This window comes from Rathayibacter caricis DSM 15933, assembly GCF_003044275.1.
In the GTDB taxonomy this organism is placed as follows: domain Bacteria; phylum Actinomycetota; class Actinomycetes; order Actinomycetales; family Microbacteriaceae; genus Rathayibacter; species Rathayibacter caricis.
Map to the genome: position 1 here is coordinate 85034 of NZ_PZPL01000001.1, position 20732 is coordinate 105765.

Genomic DNA, 20732 nt, shown 5'->3' on the forward strand with positions numbered 1-20732 from the left:
CACCATGTCCGAGTCACCGGTCACGACCGGCTCCGCCCGGCCCACGGAGCGCCTGGCGCCCTGGGTCTTCTGGCCTGCCGCCGCACTGATCCTCGCGATCGTCGCCTTCGCTCTGCTCGCACCCGGCACCGCGACGGCGGTGTTCTCCTCCCTCCAGACGACGGTGGTCGACACCTTCAGCTGGTACTACGTGCTCCTCGCCGCCGCGTTCGTGGCCTTCGCGATCTGGATGGGCGTCAGCCGCTTCGGCGACATCAAGCTCGGCAAGGACGACGACGAGCCCGAGTTCTCGATGCTCGCGTGGATCTCCCTCCTCTTCGCCGCCGGCATGGGCATCGGCCTCGTCTTCTACGGCGTCGCCGAGCCGCTGAACCACTTCTCGAACCCGCGGCCCGGAGTGACGGGCACCGAGCAGCAGCTCGCGCAGAGCGCCCTGTCGCAGACCTACCTGCACTGGGGCGTGCACGCCTGGTCGATCTACGTCGTGGTCGGCCTCGCCCTCGCCTACGCGATCCACCGCCGAGGGCGCCCCGTCTCGATCCGCTGGGCGCTCGAGCCGCTGCTGGGCCGGCGCGTGCGCGGAGGCTGGGGCAACGCGATCGACGTGGTCGCGCTGATCGGCACGGTCTTCGGAGTCGCGACCTCGCTCGGCCTCGGCGTCACGCAGATCTCGGCCGGGCTCGAGGCCTCCGGCATCGTCGAGTCCTCCCTCACGGTCCAGCTCGTCGTCATCGCCGTGGTCGTCGGCATCACGATCCTCTCCCTGGTCTCCGGCGTCGGCCGGGGCATGAAGTGGCTGTCGTCCGGCAACCTGATCCTCGCCGGGGCCCTGCTCCTGTTCGTCCTCTTCACCGGGCCGACCCAGTTCCTCCTGCGCGAGTTCGTGCAGTCGATCGGCAACTACCTGCAGAACTTCCTCGGCCTCTCGTTCACCGTCAGCGCCTTCGCGGGAGCGGACGGCGAGGCGTGGCAGGGGAGCTGGACCACGTTCTACTGGGGCTGGTGGATGTCGTGGGCGCCGTTCGTGGGCATCTTCATCGCCCGCGTCTCGAAGGGCCGCACGGTGCGCGAGTTCGTCGCCGGGGTGCTCCTGGTGCCGACGATCATGACGTTCCTCTGGTTCAGCGTGCTCGGCGGTACGGCCCTGTACCGCGAGCTGTACGGCTCGGGCGGACTGGTCGGAGCGGACGGCTCCGTCGACTCGAACCTCGCGCTCTTCCAGATGCTGGCGGACCTGCCGGGAGGCGTCGTCGTGACGTTCGGCGCGATCCTCCTGATCGGCGTCTTCTTCGTCACCTCGGCCGACTCCGGCGCCCTGGTGATGGCCATGATCGCGACCGGGGGCTCCGTCGAGCCGAAGAACCCGATCCGCGTGTTCTTCGCCCTGGCGACCGCACTGCTCGCGATCGCCCTGCTGATCGCCGGCGGTCTCGACGCCCTGCAGACGGCGGCGATCCTGTCGGCGCTGCCGTTCAGCGTGGTGATGATCCTGATGTGCGTCGCGACGGTGATCGCGTTCCGCCGCGAGCTGCGCGCCTACGACAAAGCCCGCCGTGCCGCGTTCGTCGGCGACATCGGCCGCTTCTACGGACTCGAGGTGGAGGAGCCGACGGAGCGGGAGCCGGTGCCGCTGCTGCAGCGGGTGCTGCGGCGCGGGCGCTGACCACTCCGTCGTCGACCCCTCGCGCGCGCCCGCACCCGGGCCCTAGCGTGGAGGGATGGCACTGACGCTCCCGGAACCCCGGCTCCCCTCCCTCCTCGACTCCCCCGTTCTGAAGTGGGGGATCCTGGCCCCGGGCGGCATCGCCACGAGCTTCGTCACCGCGCTGCGCAAGCACACGCGCCAGGAGGTCGTGGCCGTCGGCTCGCGCTCGCTCGAGCGCGCGCAGGAGTTCGCGAACCGCTTCGGCATCGCCAGGGCCTCCGCGGGCTACGAGGCGGTCGTGAACGACCCCGAGGTCGATGTGGTCTACATCGCCTCGCCGCACTCGGAGCACGCCCGGCAGGCGCTGCTCGCCATCGCCGCGGGCAAGCACATCCTGGTCGAGAAGCCGTTCGCGCCGACTCCGGGCGAGGCCGAGATGATCGTGCACGCCGCGCGCGACGCCGGCGTCTTCGCCATGGAGGCGATGTGGATGCGCTACCTCCCGCACATGGACGTCGTGCGCCGCCTACTGGAGGACGGCGCGGTCGGCGCGCCCGCCCTGGTCTCGGCCGACTTCGGGGCGGCGTTCCCGTTCGACCCCACGAGCCGCATCTTCGACCCCGCACTGGCGGGCGGCGGGCTGCTCGACGTCGGCGTCTACGCGTCCTCGTTCGTCTCGATGGTCGCCGGCACCCCGCAGAGCACCGTCGTCTCGGGAGGGCTGACCGAGACCGGAGTCGACGCGACCGCCACGATCGTCGGCCGCCACGCGGGCGGCGTGCAGTCGCTCGCCACCTCGACCGTGCTCGCCGACACCCTGCAGGCCGCGAGCGTCGCGGGCAGCGAGGGCCGGATCGACGTGCACCCGGGCTTCTGGCGACCGGGCGGAGTGACGCTCACACGCGGGGACGACTCCGGTACCTGGCTCGACGAGTCACCGCTGCGCGACGGCGAGGGCCTGGCCTGGGAGGCCGTGCACCTGGCGACCTACCTGGCCGAGGGCCGCACGGAGTCGCCGCTGCATCCGCTCGACGAGGTCGTGCAGGTCGTGCGGACGCTCGACGACGCCCGGCGCCGCATCGGGGTGTCGGTCTAGACGAGACGCAGGCACGCACCCTTTTGCCGGGACGTGCACGATCTGCAGGGGAACGCACCATTTGCAGGGGGATGCACGGTTTGCAGGGGGATGCACGGTTTGCAGGGGATCCGGCCTGATCGAGGTGGTCGCCCGCGGCGGAATCCCCTTTCCTGCCCGCATCCCCTGCAGACCGCACAGGGACCTGCCGTGACGCAGCATCCTCCGCTCAGCACGGTCTGCAGGGGAATGCACCATCTGCAGGGGATCCGGCCCCGAGTCGGCCGACTCCTGCGGCGGAATCCCCTTTCCCCTCCGGATCCCCTGCAGATCGTACGGATGCCTGCAGACCGTACGGAGGCCTGCAGACAGTTCAGAGGCCGGCGGACCGGCGATGGGCCGCGGCGGGCGCGGGCGTCAGCCGGCCGGCAGCTCGACGCGGAACGCGGTGCGGCCGGGCTCCGAGTCCACCAGGACGCGTCCGCCGTGGGCCTCGACGACCGCGGCCACGATCGCGAGGCCGAGGCCGGTCGAGCCGGTCGTCCGGGCGCGGGACGAGTCGCCGCGGGCGAAGCGCTCGAACAGCACGGGCACGAGCTCCGGCGCGATGCCCGGGCCGGAGTCGGTGACCGTCACGACCGCGATCGGCCGGCCCACGGAGTCGCGCTCCTCGGCGAGCGCCGCCACCACCCGCGTGCCGGCGGGCGTGTGCACCGACGCGTTCCGCAGCAGGTTCGCGACGACCTGGTGCAGTCGGAAGCCGTCGCCGCGGATCTCGACCGGCTCCTCCGGCAGGTCGAGGTCCCAGTCGTGGTCGGGGCCGGCGACGTGCGCGTCCGAGACCGCCTCGATCAGCAGCATCGTCAGGTCCACCGGTTCCTTCTCGAGGTCGCGGCCCTCGTCGAGCCGCGCGAGGAGCAGGAGGTCCTCGACGAGCGAGGTCATGCGGGTGGCGGCCGACTCGATGCGCTCGAGGGAGTGGGCGGCCGTCTCCGGCAGCTCCGATCCGGAGCGGCGGGGCAGCTCGGCGTAGCCGCGGATCGCGGCGAGGGGCGTGCGCAGCTCGTGCGAGGCGTCGGCGACGAACTGCCGCACCTTGTTCTCGCTCGCCTCGCGGGACTGCAGCGCCCCGGTGACGTGGTCGAGCATCCGGTTGAAGGCGGCGCCCACCCGGCCGACCTCGGTGCGGGTGTCGGCGTCCTCCTCCGGGACCCGCTCGACCAGCTCGACCTGGCCGCGCTCGAGCGGCAGCTCGGCGACGCGCGTGGCCGTCGCCTCCACCCGGTCCAGTGGCCGCAGGGCGACCCGGATGATCGCGGTCGCGATCAGCGCGACGAGCAGCATCGCGAGCAGCGTGATCGCGATCACCACTCCGGTCAGCGAGCTCAGCACCTGCGTCGTCTCGCCCAGCGGCACGCCGACGACGACCACGGAGCCGTCCACGACGGCCGCCCGCGTGCGGTACTGCCCGAGGACGCCGCCCAGATCGACCGTCGTCTCGGCCCCGCCGGCGGCGATCGACTGCGCGAGCACCGAGTCCGGCTGCTCCGCGAACTCGCGGCAGTCTCCGTCCGCATCGATGTAGGCGCCGACGAACGAGCCGTCGGCGTTCTGCACGGCCGTGATCGTGCTGAGGTTCTGGTTCGGGCCGCCGAACGAGCCGGTCGGGCAGGTCGTGGCGCGTTCGATCGCCGAGGGCCCGGTGAACTGCCCGGGGCCGTCGAACTCCTGCAGCCGCGTCAGGGACTGGGAGAGCTGCGCGTCGGTGCTCTCGTAGAGGATCCCCCGGAGCGACAGCACGCTGACCGCGCCGACGACGCCCGCGGTGATCGCGACCATCAGGACGACGGCGAGGACCATCCGGCGCCGCAGCGTCCACGGCGCGCGTCCGCCGGAGCGGCGCGATCGGGAGCCGCGCAGGGCCGAGCGGGTCGCGAAGTCGCCGAAGCCGGGCCGGGCCACTAGTCGGCGGGCTTCAGCAGGTAGCCGGCGCCGCGCACCGTGTGGATCATCGGCGCGCGTCCGGCGTCGATCTTCTTGCGCAGGTAGGAGATGTAGATCTCGACCACGCTCGACTTGCCGCCGAAGTCGTACGACCAGACCCGGTCGAGGATCTGCGCCTTGCTCAGCACCCGGCGCGGGTTCCGCATCAGGAAGCGCAGCAGCTCGAACTCGGTGGCGGTCAGCTCGATCTCGGTGTCCCCGCGGCGCACCTCGTGGCTGTCCTCGTCGAGCACCAGGTCGCCGACGATCACGCGCGGGTCGTCGACGTCGTTCGCGAGCAGGGTGCTGCGACGGATGAGGCCGCGCATCCGGGCCACGAGCTCCTCGAGCGAGAAGGGCTTGGTGACGTAGTCGTCGCCGCCCGCGGTGAGACCCGCGATGCGGTCGTCGAGCGCGTCCTTCGCGGTGAGGAAGAGCACGGGAGTCTGGCTGCCGTCGGCGCGCACCCGCTGCAGCACCTGCAGTCCGTCGATGTCCGGCAGCATCACGTCGAGCACGATCACGTCGGGGCGGAACTCGCGCGTGATCGTGATCGCCGAGCGACCCTCGGCCGCGGTGCGCACCTCCCAGCCCTCGTAGCGCAGCGCCATCTGGAGCAGGTCGGTGAGGGTGCTCTCGTCGTCGACGACGAGGACGCGGATCTGGGATCCGTCGGCGCGCGTGAGGCGGGTGCGCTGCGCGGGGGCGAGGTGCTTCGAGGGGGCGGGCATGACTCCCAGTATCGGGAGAAGCCTATGAGGACGCTATGGGCGGTCGATGCGGTCGCTGTGCGCATCCGCCGGCTGCTCGGGCTCCTCCACCGCCGCCGAGCGCGCGTAGCCGCGGACCCGCCGGTCGACGAAGGTCGCGAACCACAGCAGCACGCCGATCACGAGGAGCACCGCCGCGATCTCGTACTGCGCGATGTCGCGCCCGGAGGTGATCGGCAGCACCAGGTAGACGCACGCGATCGCGCCCAGCACCGGCAGCACCGTGGGCGTCCGGAAGTGCTGGTGGTCCACCGGCTGCCGCCGCAGCACGAGGACCGAGACGTTCACCACGGCGAAGACCGCGAGGAGCAGGAGCGACGTGGTGCCGCCGAGCAGGACCGCGATCGGGTTCTGCGGGTCGCGCGACACGTACGCGGTGAGCAGCAGCGCGATGACGGTGGTGAACAGGATCGCCGCCCACGGGGTCCGGCGCCCCGGCAGCACGTTCTTCAGGAACGGCGGCAGCACGCCCTGCTTGCTCATGCCGTAGAGCAGGCGGCTCGCCATCATCATGTTGATCAGCGCGCTGTTGGCGACCGCGAACAGCGAGATGAACGGCAGCAGCGTCGAGATCGGGAAGTCGGGCGCGGCGGTCTCGACGACCGTGACGAGCGGAGTGTCGTTGCCGGCCAGCTCGCCGACCGGCACGATCGCGACCGCGAGGGTCGAGACGAGGATGTAGACCACCGCGGTGATGCCGAGCCCCGTGAGCATCACCTTCGGGAAGATGCGGCTGGGCTCCTTGGTCTCCTCCGCCATGTTCACCGAGTCCTCGAAGCCGACCATCGCGAAGAACGCGAGCGACGTCGCCGCGCTGACCGCCAGCAGCAGCGACTTGTCGCCCGACGTCTCGAACGCGACGACCCGCGAGAAGTCGGCCTGCCCGCCGAACACGGCGAAGAAGCAGACGAAGATCACGAGCAGCAGGCCCGAGAGCTCGATCAGGGTCAGGACCACGTTCAGGCCCACGCTCTCGGCGACCCCGCGCAGGTTCACGAGGGCGATCAGCACCATGAAGACGAGCGCGATGGTGATCTTGACGCCGGCGCCCTCACCCAGGCCGAAGCCGATGGCGAAGTTGCTCGCGAACGCTCCGGAGGCGGCGGACGCCGAGGTGATGCCGCTCGCCATCACCGTGAAGCAGACCAGGAACGTGACGAAGTGGATGCCGAACGCCTTGTGGGCGTAGAGCGCCGCTCCGGCCGCCTGCGGGAACTTGGTCACGAGCTCGAGGTACGAGCAGGCGGTGAGGGTGGCGACGACGAAGGCGATCAGGAACGGCAGCCAGGCCGCGCCGCCCACCTCGGCGGCGACCTGCCCGGTGAGGGCGTAGATGCCGGTGCCGAGGATGTCCCCGACGACGAACAGGAGGAGGAGCTTGGGCCCGAGGACCCGCTTCAGCTCCGGCGGTGCGGTCGTGCTCTCGCGTGTCGCAGTCATGATCGGCGCCTCCGTCGGCTCGTTCCGGTTGAGCGCGAGCCTAGGACCGCGACGGCGCACGGGGGAAGGGCCGGGGCGGACCGGGCCTCCGCAGCGATCGCCGGCTCATAGCCGCCGCATACCCGGTCGAGACGCCGCGCAGAAGCGCCGTCCCTACGGTCGGGCATCGAGCGGACGACTCCGCCGAGCGCCCCGTCCCGGGGCCTCCCCACCTCGACCAGAAGGACACGATGTTCACCACCTACCTCCGCAGGGAGCTCACGAACCGGCGACGGCAGACGGTCGTCGTCGCCGCGGGTCTCGCGCTCGCGATCGCCCTCGTGATCCTCGTCACCTCGTTCGCCGCGGGGGTCCGGAACGCGCAGGCGTCCGTCCTCGGCTCCGTCTACGGGGTCGGCACCGACATCACCGTGACGCAGGCCGCGGCCGCGCCGACCGAGGGCGGGGCGGGCGGCCAGCGCTTCGACTTCGGCGGGGACGACGGCACCACCGACGGCGGCACCACCTCGGTCAGCCAGTCGCGCCTGGAGGTCGATCGCGGGACCACCGCGTTCGATGCCTCGGCGGTCGGCACGGCCCTCGGGGTCGACGGCGTGCAGACGGCGATCGGCGTGCTCTCGCTGACCAGCACCACCTTCAGCGGCGAGATGCCGGACCGGTCCCAGGCCGCGGCGCCCGGAGCGGCTCCGAGCCCAGAGGCCCCGGCCGGCGGCTCCTCCTTCGGCGTCGACTCGTTCTCGGTGCTCGGCCTCGACCCGGCGGGCAGCGCGATCGGCCCGCTCGCCGACGTCGTCCTCACCGACGGGCGCACCTTCACCGCGGCGGACGCGGGGCAGGACGTCGTCGTGCTCGACTCCTCCTACGCCACCACCGCCGCCCTGTCCGTCGGCTCGACCCTCGAGATCGGCGGCACCGCGTTCACCGTGATCGGCGTCGTCACGACCGACTCCCCCGACGCGAGCACCGCCTCCGACACCTACATCCCGCTCGACGTCGCGCAGACGCTCTCGGGCGAGACCGGGATGATCTCCTCGGTCTACGTCCAGGCCGCGTCCTCCGAGGACATCGCGGGGATCCAGGCGGACCTCGAGACCGCCCTGCCCGACAGCACCGTCGCGACGCAGGCCGACCTCGCCTCCTCCGTCTCGGGCTCGCTCTCGACGGCCGGCGACCTCGTCGCGGACCTCGGCACCTGGCTCTCGCTGCTGGTCCTGGCAGCCGCGTTCCTGATCGCCACGCTCTTCACGATCTCGGGCGTCACCCGCCGCACCCGCGAGTTCGGCACCCTGAAGGCGATCGGCTGGTCGAACGGCCGCGTCGTGCGGCAGGTCGCGGGCGAGTCGGTCGTGCAGGGCCTGATCGGAGGCGCCGCCGGCATCGCGATCGGCCTCCTCGGCATCGCGATCGTGAACGCCGTCGCGCCCACCCTGTCGGGCACCTCCGCCTCGACGTCCGCGGGCGGCCCCGGAGGAGGGTTCGGGCCGGGTGCGCCGGTGGCGGCCACGGCGACGGAGGTCGCGCTCTCGCTCCCGGTCACGATCCCGGTGATCCTCCTCGCCGTCGGCCTCGCGGTCCTCGGCGGACTGCTCGCCGGCACGATCGGCGGCTGGCGGGCCGCGCGCCTGCGCCCCGCCGCGGCACTCCGCTCGGTCGGCTGACCCGACCACCTCCACACCCCTCCGACCCGAAGGACGACATGTACACCCTCACGAACGTCACCAAGAGCTACTCCGGCGCGCAGACCGCGGTCACCGCGCTCAAGGACGTCACCCTCACCATCCCCGACGGCCAGATGGTCGCGATCCAGGGGCCGACGGGCGGCGGCAAGTCGACGCTGCTGCAGATGCTCGGCGCGCTCGACCGGCCCACCTCGGGCACGGTCGTCCTCGGCGAGCACGAGATCTCGTCCGTCGGCGATCGCCGGCTCGCCGCGGTGCGGGCGACGGAGGTGGGGATCGTGTTCCAGAGCTTCAACCTGATCCCGACGCTGACCGCCCTCGAGAACGTCGAGACGGCGCTCGCGCCGCAGCGGATGCCCGCCGCCGAGCGGTCGCAGCGCTCCCGCGAGGCCCTCGCCTCCGTCGGACTCGCCGACCGCGGCGAGCACCTCCCGGCCCAGCTGTCGGGCGGGCAGCAGCAGCGGGTCGCGATCGCCCGCGCCCTGGTCAAGAGGCCCCGGGTGCTGCTCGCCGACGAGCCGACCGGCGCCCTCGACGAGGACACCCGCGACGACATCATGACCCTGCTCGAGACGCTCTGGACCGAGCGCGGGCTGACGCTCGTGATCGTGACGCACGACTCCGCCGTGGCCCGCCGCGCTCAGCGGCGACTGCACCTGAAGGGGGGCCGGGTGACCGAGGCGGCGTGAGCGGCGGCGACGCCTGTCAGATCGCGCGGGCCCGGAGGAACGCGAGCGCCCGCGTCCACGAGTCGGCCGCCGCCTCCGGGACGTAGGTGCCCTCGTTCGAGTCGTTGAAGAAGGCGTGGCCCGCGCCCGGGTACACGACTACCTCGACGTCCTCCCCGGCCGTCGCCTCGCGGATCCGGGGCACCTGCTCGACGAGCGGCGCGTCCTGATCTCCGACGAAGGCCAGCACGCCGACCTCGAGGGCCGCGAGCTCCTCGTCGGACGCCGTGACGTGCCCGTAGAAGGGGACGGCCGCCGCGAGTCGCCGCTCGGCGAGCGCCAGCGCCCAGCTGAACGTGCCGCCGTAGCAGAAGCCGGTGACCGAGACGCTCGTCACGCCGTCCTCGCTCAGCAGGCGCGTGACGAGCGCGCGGAGGATCGCGACGCTCCGTGCCGCGTGCTCGGGAGTGAACACGGGCGCGAAGAAGGTGCGCAGCTCGACCTGCCGCGGCAGACGCCGCACGGGGTGGTCGTAGTCGGCCCGCTGCTCGGTGTCGAGCTGCTCGAGCAGGCCGCTGTCGGCGAGCAGCTCGGGGGCGACGACGCGGAACCCCTCGGCCGCGTACCGGTCGGCGACCGAGCGGATGTGCCCGTCCACTCCCCACACCTCGTGGATCAGGATGAGGGCGCGCTCGCCCTCTCCGCTGCGGTACAGCGGGACGTCGTGGTCGGCCAGGGTCCAGGTCTCATCGCTCGTGGGCATCCCCGCACGATAGCCGTGCGCCCCGGGAGGGGGACGCGTGCTTCCTGAGCGGTGTGCGGTTGACTGAGCGGATGAGCGCGGAGGATCGACGGGGCGTGCGGGTGATCGCGACGGTCGCGGTGGTGGTCACGGTGATCGTGGCGGGGCACCTGGTGGTGCTCCTGCTGCTGGATCTGTGAGCCGTTAGCGACCGAGAGTGCTGCTCGGCGCACCGGTCTGATCCCGGCCCTCCTCTCTCCGTCCGGGAGGGCGGAGGGCGGACGGGCGTGAGGCCGTTCGGTTCGCTTCCGGCGAGGGTGCGGCCCATCTGGGGGAGGGCTAACCCGATTAATGCTCCGATCGGAGAGAGGACGATAAAGGCTACGTAGATTCAAGGCAATCCCCTTTCCTCGAGACCCTGCGGAGTTCTCTTGCCTTTCTCGTCCTCTGCGCGCGCAGCCCCCACTGCGGCGTTCTCCTCACGCCGATTCCGATTCGGCGCTCTCACCGTCGCGCTGGTCTCTCTTCTGACCGTCGGTGGAGTAGCGCAACCGGCTTCCGCGGCGATTCTCCAGCCCACTCCGACCGCCCCGATAAGGGTGCAGGAAAGCAGTGCCGACCTCACCTATTCGGGTTCCTGGCGCGATACGTCGGGCGGTGACAGCGGTGGCGGTATCAAGTACCTCAACAGCGAGGGATGGGTGCAGTTCAAGTTCACCGGAACCGCCTTCCGATGGATCAGCCGCACGGGCGTGACCTCGGGGATCGCGAACGTCTACCTCGACGGCAAGCTCCTGACCGAGGTCGACCGGTACTCGTCGTCGACCCAGTACCAGGTGCCGGTCCTCACCCGGATCGGACTCCCGGACCAGGTGCACACCGTGAAGATCGCCTACACGGGCGAGAAGAACCCCGCGGCGACCGATGCGAATCTGATCATCGACGCGTTCGAGCTCGGCAGGGAGGCCTCGCCGACGGAGCCGAGCCCCTCCCCCACGCCGACCACGACGGCCACTCCGACCGCGACACCGACGGCGACTCCGACCGCCACCCCGCGCCCGACCTCGACTCCGACGGCGCCGCCCACTCCGACTCCCACGGCCGACTTCACCCCCAGCGGCACCGACCCGCTCCGCGTCGAGGGCAGCCACTGGAAGCTCGACTACTCCGGCGACTGGCGCACCATGACCGGCGGTGACAGTGGAGGGACCATCGAGTACCTGAACGGCGCCGGCAGCGTGCAGTTCACCTTCACCGGCACCTCCTTCCGCTGGCTCAGCCGCACCACCCCCACCTCCGGGATCGCGGACGTGTCGATCGACGGCAAGGTCGTCGCCTCCGTCGACCGCTACAGCTCCACCACGAAGTACCAGGTGCCGGTGTTCGAGCGCTCGGACCTGGCCGACACGGTCCACACGGTCAAGATCGCGTACACCGGGCGGAAGAACTGGGCGTCCAGCGACAAGAACCTGATCATCGACGCGTTCGAGCTGGCCGGCGACGGCCTGGCCGTCGGCGGAGTGCAGGCGTTCCCCCTCGTGGACGGCTACGTCCTCGGCTGGAACGCGCCGTTCTCCTCCGACGTCGTCTCCTACGACGTGCACCGCTCCTCCGGCTCGGGCTCCGGCGACGAGACGATCGCGACGGTCGCCGATCCGGTCCGCCAGTACCGCGACGAGGACGCGGCGCTCGGAGTGGCCTACTCCTACTGGATCACCGCCCGCGACAGCGACGGCCGCAGGTCCACCGTGACCGCGCCGACCACCGTCACCGGCGAGCAGATGAGCACGCGGGCCGCGCTGCAGGCCGCCTCGGACTGCCCGACTCCGACGAAGACCGTGCGCACCGCCTCGGATCTGAACAATGCCCTCGTCGGCGCGCGCCCCGGGCAGGTCATCCGCATGGCGGACGGTCTGTACACCGGCGCCTTCGATCTGCGCTCGATCCCGGACAGCGCCGCGGGTGTCTGGCTGTGCGGCTCCCCGAACGCCGTGCTCTCCACCGGCAGCACGCGCTCCGGCATCGCCCTGACCCTCAGGGACGTGCACAACGTGCACCTCGTCGGCTTCTCGGTGAGGAACGCCTTCCAGGGCGTGCACGTCCTCGCGAGCTCGCAGGTCCGAATCGCGGACCTGACGGTCTCCGAGATCGGCTACGAGGGCGTGCACCTGCGCAACCAGACCGTCGACTCGCTCATCGTCGGCTCGACGATCAGCCGCACCGGACTGGTCACCGCGAAATACGGCGAGGGCGTCTACGTCGGCACCTCCGACCGCAACTGGTGCGAGTACAACGGCTGCGCCCCGGACAAGTCGAACCGCAACCTGGTGATCGACAACGTCATCCGCGACACGGGCGCTGAGCCCATCGAGGCGAAGGAGGGGACGTGGGACGGGATGATCGTCGGCAACGTCGTCGCCCGCGGCTCGCGCATCTCGACCGACGTGCTGTCGCTGACGATGGTCTCCGGTAACGGATGGACGACCGCCGGGAACACCTTGTCCGATCCGCGGATGTACGGAGTGCAGGTGATCACGCGCGCGGACGGATCGGGCAACAAGAACCTCGTCACGGCGAATCACGTCGCGAATTCCCCCGCCTCTCCCGTCTATCTGCACAATCCTTCGGACTGGTCGACCTGGGGCAATATCGCGACCTGCTCCAATTCCGGGAAGAATCCGATCAGCAATTCCGACTGCACGAGATAGTCGGGCTTCTCGATCGAGGCCGGCGGAATCACTCCGATATCTGATTCCACCGGTCTCCCGTGACAGAGGGAAAGGAGGGCGCACGGTGGATGCGCTCTCCTTTCCCTCTGCGCCGCCATCGAAGTAGGAGCACTCCTCACCGGCATGGCCCGAACCGTCCAGCAGTTCGCAGGCACGGTCCTCGACCACGGCTACGCCACGCTCGGTGCCGTCGATCAGGAGCTGCTGACCTCAGCCCTCGAACTCGCCCTGTTCGGGGGTCATTCTGTTGCTCGCGTCGACTTCTACGATGGGAGCGGGAATTCGCTCCGACCTTCCTGGCCCTGGTGCGTCCACATCACGGTGACGCGTCAGATCCCTCGAAGGTGAGAACTCCCTTGCAGCTGCCCTTTTCCTCCTGGCGGTACCCCCGGCTCGCTCGGGTCCTCACGGGTGCTGCGGTGATCGCGCTGGCAGCCGGCAGCGTTCTGGCGGTGCAGGAGCCGGCCGAGGCGAGTCAGGTCGGCTGCTACAGCTCCGCGACCGGCGGACTGCGCGCCGTCGAGGCACCCTCGAGCTGCGAGCAGACCTCCGAGATCGCGCTCGGCTGGACCGTCGGAGCCGACCACGGCTCCTCGGTGAACGCCGTGTCCGCACTCTCGAGCAGCAGCACGACGGGTGCCGCTGCGACCGCGGCCACCGGCGTGCCCGGCCCCCGCGGAGCCACCGGTCCGCGAGGGTACACGGGGCCGCGAGGGTTCAAGGGGGCCACCGGAGCGAAGGGAGCCACCGGGGCGAAGGGAGCCGCGGGGGCGAAGGGAGCCACCGGAGCCACGGGCGCCGCGGGGGCGAAGGGAGCCACCGGAGCCACGGGCGCGACCGGGCCGCAGGGAGCCACCGGCGCGCAGGGCGAAGCGGGACCCCAGGGTGACACCGGGCCTCAGGGAGCCACGGGCGTGCAGGGCGAGGCGGGACCCCAGGGGGCCACCGGACCCCGGGGCGAGGCAGGACCCCGGGGTGCGACCGGAGCAGACGGTGCGACCGGCCCCACCGGTGCACAGGGTGCGGCGGGAACGGACGGCGCCGCTGCGTGGTCGACCATCACGCCGTGGAGCGGATCCAGGCTGTACGAGGTGGGACCCCCGTCCAGCGTCGTCGCCTATGCGGGTGGAGCCTTCGTCGCGATCGCGGACAGCACCGGTGTCGCTCCGGGATCCGGACAGGACGCCTGGGTGCAGATCGCCGCTCCTGGCGAGCAGGGCATCGAGGGTCTCGTCGGCCCCCAGGGGCTGCAGGGCCTGCAGGGTGTCCAGGGCGAGACCGGACCGCAGGGCGAGAAGGGTGAGAAGGGCGACAAGGGCGAGCAGGGAGACACCGGCCCGGCTGGTCCCGCAGGCCCTTCCGGCGGTGGCGAGACGACGGCGGACGCCACGAGGAACTTCCCGGAGGGATGCACGGTCGAGACCGCCCCCCTCGTCGCCGTCACCTTCGATCCGGGCGCAGCACCGGTCTACCTGGACGGGCAGGCGTTCTGCCTGCAGTCGACCCGTGAGATTGCGGTCTCCACCTCCGGCGTCCAGTCCGGTCCGACGAGTTGGTCCTCCCTGTTCATGGCCCTCGAGGCGGGCCCGATCGCCACCCGATTGCAGCAGGACATGCTCGAGAATCGAGCGATGGAGAGTGTCCGCGTTCAGCTCGGGGCGCAGTCGGCCGGATCACCCGCGTGCCGTGCCTCGACCGCCCCCTGCGACCGGCCGGCCGGAACGGCGATCTACACGTTCGGCGACCTGAGTACGGTGGCGATGAACATCAGCACCGCCGGTGACGGCAGCACCTACGTCGAGCTCGCCTGGACGCGCATGACCCTGACGGCACAGGGATCCACAACCGAACTGGTCAAGGTCGATCCGGGCGGTCCCGACACATCGGCACCCGTCACCACGAGAGACACGGACGGTGTGTGCTCCCCCAGCACCGGTCAGGCGCGAACCATCACGGTCACCAAGCCCGGTGCCCTGGGGTCGCCGCGACCGTATCCGCTGAGAGCCGGGGGCGACTGTTTCGCATTGAGCCTCAGTGCCGGGCGTCTCGACATGAGAAACGTTCCGCTGACGATCGATGCGCCCAGTGCGCGGATTCCGCAGATCCTCGAGGACGGTGCGCTCACGTTCGAGATAACGACGACGGACACGGCATCCGGGAAGGTGATCAGCGTCGTGAAATTGGATGCATACGTCGTCAATCGCACGCTCGGGCAGGGGGAACTCGGGGGCACGATCCCCGTCGAGGTGCTGCCTTTCCGCGTGGCGCAGAGGCTCACCCCGGTCGAGGGTGCCCCGTCCACCTTCAACTGGGATCGCGTGAAGGGCGTCTCCTTCTGAGGACGGCGCGGCGGGACCGGCCACCTCGGAACGGCGGACCGCCGCGGCACGAGCGGACCTCGCGCGTCCCGGAGAACGGAGTGCCGAGGCCCCTTCCCCAGGTCCGAGCCGCCTCAGGTACGGTGGCGACTCGGGCCGCGGGCCGGAGCGGATGGAGTCGTTCACGTGCTCTGTCGCCGCTCGTCGATCCGCGCAGGCGGACGCGGGGCGGGATCGGCCACCGATGCTGCGGCCGCCCGCGAATGGCCCGCTGTCGCAGCGCCAGGTCGACGACGTCGTCCGGTCTCGCAGGCGAGCTCGGAGATCGTCGATCCCGGAGTCAGGGGTCGAGGGGCGGAACGGCTGGACCGGATCGCTCGGCTGCACGGATCCAGGGTGACGGAGGGCGTTGCCGACGGTGTCGGGTCGGGGTCGGCGGTGCGTTCCGCAGAGGGGTGTCGTCTGCAACCGAGGTCAGGAGGCGGCGCTGATCCAGAGGAGGCCCGCGCGGCCCGTCTCAACCTCGGGTGCGAACGGTCCGGCCCGCAGAAGTAAGGCTGAACGCGTCGATTCCGGCGAGGTCCGGCGATCCACCGCGTCCGGCCTTACTCCTGCAGCCGAAGCTGCGGACAGGACCGGCCGAGACACCGACGCTGCGGCAGGAGCGCCACGTCGAGACCCGACCGCCCCCTAGCCCGTGCGCCCGTACCCCCCTAGGTTGGGGGAACCCGCCACGCACCACCGAGTTCCACCGGAGGAACGCCATGGACACGACACCCCGTCTCCGCCGGATCGCGCTCGCGCTGGTCGCGGTCGTCTCACTCGGAGCGGCGGGTGCCGCACCGGCGTCCGCTCTCGACAGGCCGGTCTTCCCGCGGGACGGGCTGCCGTCGCTCGGGGACGTCCGCGACGCCCTCGGCGGGCCGGTCGTCTCGCCCTCGACCTCGGTCGGCTACGGCGGCGCGGTCTCGTCGGTCGACGCCCGCGCGAGCCGCGCGGGACTCGAGGTGCTCAAGCGCGGCGGCAACGCCGCCGACGCCGCGGTCGCGACCGCCTCCGCCCTCGGCGTGACCGAGCCCTACAGCGCCGGGATTGGCGGCGGCGGCTACTTCGTCTACTTCGACGCCGCCTCCGGCGAGGTGAGCACGATCGACGGACGCGAGACCGCGCCGGCGGGCATCACGCCCGATGCCTTCCTCGACCCGGCGACGGGCGCGCCGTACACCTTCACGCCCGACCTCGTCTCGTCGGGTGTCGCGGTCGGAGTCCCGGGCACCGTCGCGACCTGGGACACCGCGGTCGACCGGTTCGGCACCCTGCCTCTCCCGGTCGTGCTCGCACCGTCCATCGCGCTGGCCGCCAAGGGCTTCCCGGTCGACGAGACCTTCCGCAACCAGACTCTCGACAACCTCGAGCGGTTCCAGGCGTTCCCCGACACCGCGGAGCTGTTCCTCCCCGGCGGCGACGCTCCGAAGGTCGGCAGCACCTTCCGCAACCTCGACCTCGCGAAGACGCTGACGCGCATCGCGGCGCAGGGTCCGAGCGCGTTCTACGAGGGACCGCTGGCCGCCGAGATCGCCGACACGGTCCAGAACCCCCGGGCCGCCCCCGACTCCGCCCTGCCCGCCCCGGCCGGCTCGCTCACCGCCGCCGACCTCGCCGACTACTCCGTCCTCGAGCAGGCGCCCACCCGCGTCTCCTACCGCGGACTCGACGTCTACGGCATGGCGCCCTCCTCCTCCGGCGGCATCGCGGTCGGCGAGGCCCTGAACATCCTCGAGAACCACGACCTCGGAGCCGAGAGCACGGGCAGCGCCCTGCACCTCTACCTCGAGGCGTCCGCCCGCGCGTTCGCCGATCGCGGCGCCTACATCGGCGACCCCGCCTTCACCGATGTGCCCACCGACACGCTGCTCAGCCAGGAGTTCGCGGACGCCCGGGACTGCACGATCGACCCGACGACCGCCTCCGTCCGCCCGGTCGCTCCCGGCGCGATCGACGGCTCCGGATGCGCGACCGCCCTCTCCGAGGAGCAGGCCGACACCGAGAACATCTCGACCACCCACCTCTCCGTCGTCGACAAGTGGGGCAACGCCGCCTCCTACACGCTGACGATCGAGCAGACCGGCGGCTCGGCCATGACGGTCCCCGGACGCGGCTTCCTCCTCAACAACGAGCTCACCGACTTCTCCCCCGTCTTCGTCGACGGCGACCCGAACCGGATCGAGCCGGGCAAGCGTCCGCGCTCGTCGATGTCGCCGACCATCGTGCTCGACGACGGCAAGGTGAAGTTCGTCGTCGGCTCGCCGGGCGGATCGACGATCATCACGACGGTGCTCCAGACGCTCGTCAACCGCATCGACCTCGGTATGACGCTCCCGGAGGCGGTGGCCGCTCCCCGCGCCTCGCAGCGCAACGCGGCGGCGACCACGGCCGAGCCCGGCTTCATCGAGGCGTACGCCGACGACCTGGCGCCCTTCGGTCAGCAGCTGACGCCCTCGGGCGACTCGTTCACCTCGGCCGCCGAGATCGGAGCCGTCGCCGCGATCGAGGTCGACTCCTCGGGGCGGATGACCGCGGTCGCCGAACCCGAGCGTCGCGGCGGCGGCACCGCGCTCGTGGTCGATCCGGAGGAGTGACGCAGGCCGGGCGCCCGGCCGCGTGCTCCGCTCAGCTCGTGCGGTCGGGCTTCCCGTGGCGCCCTCGGCGGCGCCAGAGGGCGCGCAGCCGCTCCAGCTGGCGATCGGTGAAGTCGTTCGAGAGGGCGAAGGCCTCGGCACCCGGGTCGGCTCCGTCGTCCATGTTCCGGATGGCGCGCAGCGCGCGTTCCGCCTGAGCGCGGGACTCGTTCGGGGGTGGCGGGGTCGTGTCCATGGCGTCCACCCTAGGTTCGCCACGGACTCCCCGCCCCTCGGCTCTCGAGAACGGGCCGTTCCGGCACCGAGCGCGTCGACACCTCACTCCCCGTGAGACTGAAGGAGAAGGAGCGGCACATGCAGCGAACGGTCGGCGGGGTCGTCATCACCGTCACTCACACGAAGACCGATCACGCGAGGCGCACGACCTCGGGGCCGATCCAGCTGTGGTCCCTCGCCCTCTCGAGTCCGGGCATCGACTGCGCCGCGACGATCGGAGTCGCCGGCCGCTCCACCGAGGCTGATGACGACGTGTTCGCGACCCTCGTCGACATCGCCCTGCTGCAGTACGTCTCGGCCGGCGCGGACGGCGACCCGCTCGCGGCTCCGGAGATCTCGGCGTGGAAGCGGAGGCACGACGCGGGCCTGCGCCTCCTCGTGAGCAGGCTCCGGGGGGAGGGTCGTCAGCGAGAATGACGCCCGGCAGGAGCGGCGGCAGGGCCAGTGGAGTGAGCGTGGAGACTCGCTCGAGCGAGCGACCGGAACCGCTCGCTCGCCGGTGGTGCGCTGTTCACTGACGTCCCCCATCCTGGAGTGCATGACAGCAACGAAGCCCCCTCCGGCGGCCCCGGCCGGCGCACGCACCGTTCGGGTCGCCGCCCTCGCGACGGCCGGGATCGCCGCGACCGTCGCGTTCATGCTGTGGCTCGCACACACTCAGATCACCGACTACCCGACCTACGACACCGCGTACGCCGGTGCCTTCGAGACCGGCGTCCTCCTCTCGGTGGGAGTCGCGGTGCTCGCGCTCGTCGTCGCGGCGGCGATGGCGCTCCGGCGCGCTCGGTAGCGCTCCGACCGCAACCCGACCTCACGCCTTCGCGCGCATCGCCCTCTCTGCGATCCGGAGCCTGAGCCGGATCCCGAGCACCCGCGTCGACAGCACGGCGACGACCCGGTTCCTCAAACCCGTCGATCACGGACGGCGCCGTCGTCGGCATCGCCCGCCAGGCGGTCTCGACGACCTGGTGCGCCTGCCGATCACCCGCGTGCGGATCATCCGCGCGCTGCGCGACGGCGAGCGTTCCGTCACCGAGCTCGCCGGACTCGTCGACAAGGCGCCCACCGCCGTGTCGCAGCACCTCGCGAAGCTGCGCCTGGCGCACATGGTCACCACTCGGCACGACGGCACCCGCGTCTTCTACCGACTCGTCGACGAGCACGCCCGCCGCCTCGTCTCGGACGCGATTTTTTAGGCCGAGCACTCGGTCGACTCCTCGCCGCGGCACCACCGGCTCTCTCATTCAGGGGAAGGCCAGCTCGCGCAAAGCGTCGTGCCCCCCCTGTAATTGCTGGCACTCAAAGACGCGAAGCGGCAGTTCTCCCCTGTCTGTAGTACTCGCGCCGAACGTCCAAGAGATAGAACCACCGAGATAGTCGAATAACCGACTCATTAATCCTGAGCCAGTCAAACATTCCACATTCCCCACTAGGTCTCAGATAACGGAAGCCCATCGACTTCGGAGGCATTCAACCCAATCGACGTAGCTCGAAAGCCTACGCCGGCCGCAAAACGATGCTCAACCTCTGACGGATTCCACCGCACCCGCCAATCCATTCCCTGGTCCCGGACGAATTGCGTGACTTCAACAGCGAAGCAGACTGAGGGATGCTGATCCGGGTGAATCAAATCGGCATTATTGCCACGTAGGAATCCTCGAGCGAAACCTGTCACAGGAACACAGCCGATGGGCCGTGCGTAATCGCCAGACAAAAGATCCGACCGACATTCTCCTTCAAGGAAGATGCGAGAAACGATGTAAGACCGCACTAATGCCGCAAGTTCCTCGACCTCGGCTTCCGCAATATCTACAATATTTCCCATCTCCCCGAACCCGTGCTCCATCGAATCACTAGCCGCCTTTGCTCGTTCGTGAAGTTCAGTCTTTCCCTGGAAGAGAATACGTCTGCGCACTTCCTCATCGACCTTTCCCTTCTCCACACCCCACTCCGCAGCGAGACCGTCCAAGCCGCCAAACTTTTCGGACCACGGTCCACGCGCGACAGGAGTGAGTGCTTCCATCGCAATGTATAAGAAGTTAAACGCGACCGGCTCGTGCCCTTTCCTCCAACTTCTTAAGGCGGTGACGTAGAAGCGAATTCCGCGCCCGAGCCGTTTCGACTGCGGATGCTCTCGAAGACCTTTCATTCCTTCACCGACAAACCCTGGCGCTTCTCGAACGACTGGTGGGGGTGCCGGGTAACGGTCGGTACTAGATGCGAATACCGCTTCGTGCTCCTCTAGCTCCGACCTCACATCATAAAGATCCTCGATTCTCGGCTCATCGATCGCCGCATTTGTCAAAAAGCTGACAAGGCGAATCGCGTCTTCAACGACGTTCCGTAGCCTTATTTCGGCATCATGCAAGTCCTCTCCACGCTCTTCTCCCGAGATTCGGATTCCGTTTGGAACCGGACCAACCTCTCCTTGCTCTTCAGGACTAGTGATCCAAACAGCAGAATTCTCGCTCGTGTCACTCCTGACATTCTGCAACTTCACAACCGAAGGGATGTACACGGCTGAATTGGCCCAGTACGTGCCCCGAGCAATAACTTCATTTTGCGTACGTGCCGACATAAGTGAAGAGTAACAGCACGTACAGCAATCACGCCATGACAAATTGGCTGAGGCTTAGGGCTACACGCGTTGTTCGAGCGGCTCGCCAACAACGGGTGTCATATAGGGACGACGGCTAGAGCAATCGACCTGGCGTCATTCAGTTTCTATTCTGACTGAACAGGTCGACGGTTGCGCTCAGACTTCGCGT

At 70.1% G+C, this 20732-nt stretch carries 17 protein-coding genes and 1 pseudogene; 11 read left to right on the forward strand and 7 right to left on the reverse strand.

Annotated elements, in window-relative coordinates:
• The first annotated feature begins 4 nt into the window (after nucleotides 1-4).
• Both C1I63_RS00400 and C1I63_RS00405 read left to right on the forward strand, forming a co-directional pair.
• Entirely contained in the window at nucleotides 5-1663 is a 1659-nt protein-coding gene (locus C1I63_RS00400; protein WP_107573343.1) for a BCCT family transporter, read from the forward strand.
• A 55-nt stretch (nucleotides 1664-1718) separates the two neighbouring features.
• Nucleotides 1719-2741 carry a Gfo/Idh/MocA family protein gene (locus C1I63_RS00405; protein ID WP_107573344.1) on the forward strand — a complete coding sequence of 341 codons (1023 nt, stop codon included), beginning with the start codon at nucleotides 1719-1721 and terminating at the stop codon, nucleotides 2739-2741.
• A gap of 396 nt (nucleotides 2742-3137) precedes the next feature.
• Here the strand turns inward: C1I63_RS00405 and C1I63_RS00410 are convergent, their stop codons facing one another.
• From C1I63_RS00410 to C1I63_RS00420, 3 genes are read right to left on the reverse strand one after another with little or no spacing between them, the layout of a single operon-like run.
• Nucleotides 3138-4682 (reverse strand): sensor histidine kinase, encoded by a 1545-nt coding sequence (locus C1I63_RS00410; RefSeq protein WP_244906933.1) that lies wholly within the window; start codon nucleotides 4680-4682, stop codon nucleotides 3138-3140.
• Complete coding sequence (locus tag C1I63_RS00415) at nucleotides 4682-5434, reverse strand: response regulator transcription factor (RefSeq protein WP_107573345.1); 753 nt, start codon at nucleotides 5432-5434, stop codon at nucleotides 4682-4684. The genes C1I63_RS00410 and C1I63_RS00415 overlap by 1 nt, the downstream gene beginning before the upstream one ends.
• 33 nt (nucleotides 5435-5467) lie before the next feature.
• Nucleotides 5468-6913, reverse strand: coding sequence for an APC family permease (locus C1I63_RS00420; RefSeq protein ID WP_055790882.1), 1446 nt, complete (start codon nucleotides 6911-6913; stop codon nucleotides 5468-5470).
• Between the two features lie 230 nt (nucleotides 6914-7143).
• On the opposite strand from C1I63_RS00420, the gene C1I63_RS00425 reads away from it, so the two are divergent.
• Nucleotides 7144-8571, forward strand: a complete 1428-nt coding sequence (locus C1I63_RS00425) for an ABC transporter permease (RefSeq protein ID WP_107573346.1) — start codon at nucleotides 7144-7146, stop codon at nucleotides 8569-8571.
• A gap of 38 nt (nucleotides 8572-8609) precedes the next feature.
• Nucleotides 8610-9281: an ABC transporter ATP-binding protein gene (locus tag C1I63_RS00430; protein WP_107573347.1), complete on the forward strand. Its 672-nt coding sequence runs from the start codon at nucleotides 8610-8612 to the stop codon at nucleotides 9279-9281.
• A 16-nt stretch (nucleotides 9282-9297) separates the two neighbouring features.
• Here C1I63_RS00430 and C1I63_RS00435 read toward each other — a convergent pair whose 3' ends face one another.
• Nucleotides 9298-10023 carry a dienelactone hydrolase family protein gene (locus C1I63_RS00435; protein WP_055790866.1) on the reverse strand — a complete coding sequence of 242 codons (726 nt, stop codon included), beginning with the start codon at nucleotides 10021-10023 and terminating at the stop codon, nucleotides 9298-9300.
• A 680-nt stretch (nucleotides 10024-10703) separates the two neighbouring features.
• Between C1I63_RS00435 and C1I63_RS00445 the strand changes: the two genes are divergently transcribed.
• Nucleotides 10704-12710 (forward strand): right-handed parallel beta-helix repeat-containing protein, encoded by a 2007-nt coding sequence (locus C1I63_RS00445; RefSeq protein ID WP_146168324.1) that lies wholly within the window; start codon nucleotides 10704-10706, stop codon nucleotides 12708-12710.
• Between the two features lie 144 nt (nucleotides 12711-12854).
• Complete coding sequence (locus C1I63_RS20040; RefSeq protein WP_244906934.1) at nucleotides 12855-13079, forward strand: hypothetical protein; 225 nt, start codon at nucleotides 12855-12857, stop codon at nucleotides 13077-13079.
• A 139-nt stretch (nucleotides 13080-13218) separates the two neighbouring features.
• Here C1I63_RS20040 and C1I63_RS20045 read toward each other — a convergent pair whose 3' ends face one another.
• Entirely contained in the window at nucleotides 13219-13416 is a 198-nt protein-coding gene (locus C1I63_RS20045; protein ID WP_235577242.1) for a hypothetical protein, read from the reverse strand.
• A 505-nt stretch (nucleotides 13417-13921) separates the two neighbouring features.
• On the opposite strand from C1I63_RS20045, the gene C1I63_RS20230 reads away from it, so the two are divergent.
• Both C1I63_RS20230 and ggt read left to right on the forward strand, forming a co-directional pair.
• A complete protein-coding gene (locus C1I63_RS20230) occupies nucleotides 13922-15070 on the forward strand; it encodes a hypothetical protein (RefSeq protein WP_280523104.1) in 1149 nt (382 codons plus the stop codon).
• Nucleotides 15071-15813: 743 nt separating this feature from the next.
• A complete protein-coding gene (gene ggt / locus C1I63_RS00455) occupies nucleotides 15814-17688 on the forward strand; it encodes a gamma-glutamyltransferase (protein WP_107573351.1) in 1875 nt (624 codons plus the stop codon).
• 31 nt (nucleotides 17689-17719) lie between these two features.
• Here ggt and C1I63_RS00460 read toward each other — a convergent pair whose 3' ends face one another.
• Nucleotides 17720-17923 carry a hypothetical protein gene (locus C1I63_RS00460; RefSeq protein WP_107573352.1) on the reverse strand — a complete coding sequence of 68 codons (204 nt, stop codon included), beginning with the start codon at nucleotides 17921-17923 and terminating at the stop codon, nucleotides 17720-17722.
• Between the two features lie 119 nt (nucleotides 17924-18042).
• On the opposite strand from C1I63_RS00460, the gene C1I63_RS00465 reads away from it, so the two are divergent.
• The 3 genes and pseudogenes from C1I63_RS00465 to C1I63_RS00475 all read left to right on the forward strand — a co-directional run.
• Complete coding sequence (locus C1I63_RS00465; RefSeq protein ID WP_107573353.1) at nucleotides 18043-18381, forward strand: hypothetical protein; 339 nt, start codon at nucleotides 18043-18045, stop codon at nucleotides 18379-18381.
• A 121-nt stretch (nucleotides 18382-18502) separates the two neighbouring features.
• Nucleotides 18503-18754 (forward strand): hypothetical protein, encoded by a 252-nt coding sequence (locus C1I63_RS00470; protein ID WP_107573354.1) that lies wholly within the window; start codon nucleotides 18503-18505, stop codon nucleotides 18752-18754.
• A 175-nt stretch (nucleotides 18755-18929) separates the two neighbouring features.
• Nucleotides 18930-19157: pseudogene (locus C1I63_RS00475) on the forward strand (ArsR/SmtB family transcription factor); the annotation flags it as partial.
• Nucleotides 19158-19393: 236 nt separating this feature from the next.
• On the opposite strand, the gene C1I63_RS19325 reads toward C1I63_RS00475, so the two are convergent.
• A complete protein-coding gene (locus tag C1I63_RS19325) occupies nucleotides 19394-20542 on the reverse strand; it encodes a hypothetical protein (protein ID WP_146168325.1) in 1149 nt (382 codons plus the stop codon).
• Nucleotides 20543-20732: the final 190 nt, after the last annotated feature.

Bases quoted from the DNA above. Each gene is read 5' to 3' on its own strand.
- C1I63_RS00400 (WP_107573343.1), top strand. From the start codon at position 5: ATGTCCGAGTCACCGGTCACGACCGGCTCCGCCCGGCCCACGGAGCGC.
- C1I63_RS00405 (WP_107573344.1), top strand. From the start codon at position 1,719: ATGGCACTGACGCTCCCGGAACCCCGGCTCCCCTCCCTCCTCGACTCC.
- C1I63_RS00415 (WP_107573345.1), bottom strand. From the start codon at position 5,434: ATGCCCGCCCCCTCGAAGCACCTCGCCCCCGCGCAGCGCACCCGCCTC.
- C1I63_RS00420 (WP_055790882.1), bottom strand. From the start codon at position 6,913: ATGACTGCGACACGCGAGAGCACGACCGCACCGCCGGAGCTGAAGCGG.
- C1I63_RS00425 (WP_107573346.1), top strand. From the start codon at position 7,144: ATGTTCACCACCTACCTCCGCAGGGAGCTCACGAACCGGCGACGGCAG.
- C1I63_RS00430 (WP_107573347.1), top strand. From the start codon at position 8,610: ATGTACACCCTCACGAACGTCACCAAGAGCTACTCCGGCGCGCAGACC.
- C1I63_RS00435 (WP_055790866.1), bottom strand. From the start codon at position 10,023: ATGCCCACGAGCGATGAGACCTGGACCCTGGCCGACCACGACGTCCCG.
- C1I63_RS20040 (WP_244906934.1), top strand. From the start codon at position 12,855: ATGGCCCGAACCGTCCAGCAGTTCGCAGGCACGGTCCTCGACCACGGC.
- ggt (WP_107573351.1), top strand. From the start codon at position 15,814: ATGGACACGACACCCCGTCTCCGCCGGATCGCGCTCGCGCTGGTCGCG.
- C1I63_RS00460 (WP_107573352.1), bottom strand. From the start codon at position 17,923: ATGGACACGACCCCGCCACCCCCGAACGAGTCCCGCGCTCAGGCGGAA.
- C1I63_RS00465 (WP_107573353.1), top strand. From the start codon at position 18,043: ATGCAGCGAACGGTCGGCGGGGTCGTCATCACCGTCACTCACACGAAG.
- C1I63_RS00470 (WP_107573354.1), top strand. From the start codon at position 18,503: ATGACAGCAACGAAGCCCCCTCCGGCGGCCCCGGCCGGCGCACGCACC.
- C1I63_RS19325 (WP_146168325.1), bottom strand. From the start codon at position 20,542: ATGTCGGCACGTACGCAAAATGAAGTTATTGCTCGGGGCACGTACTGG.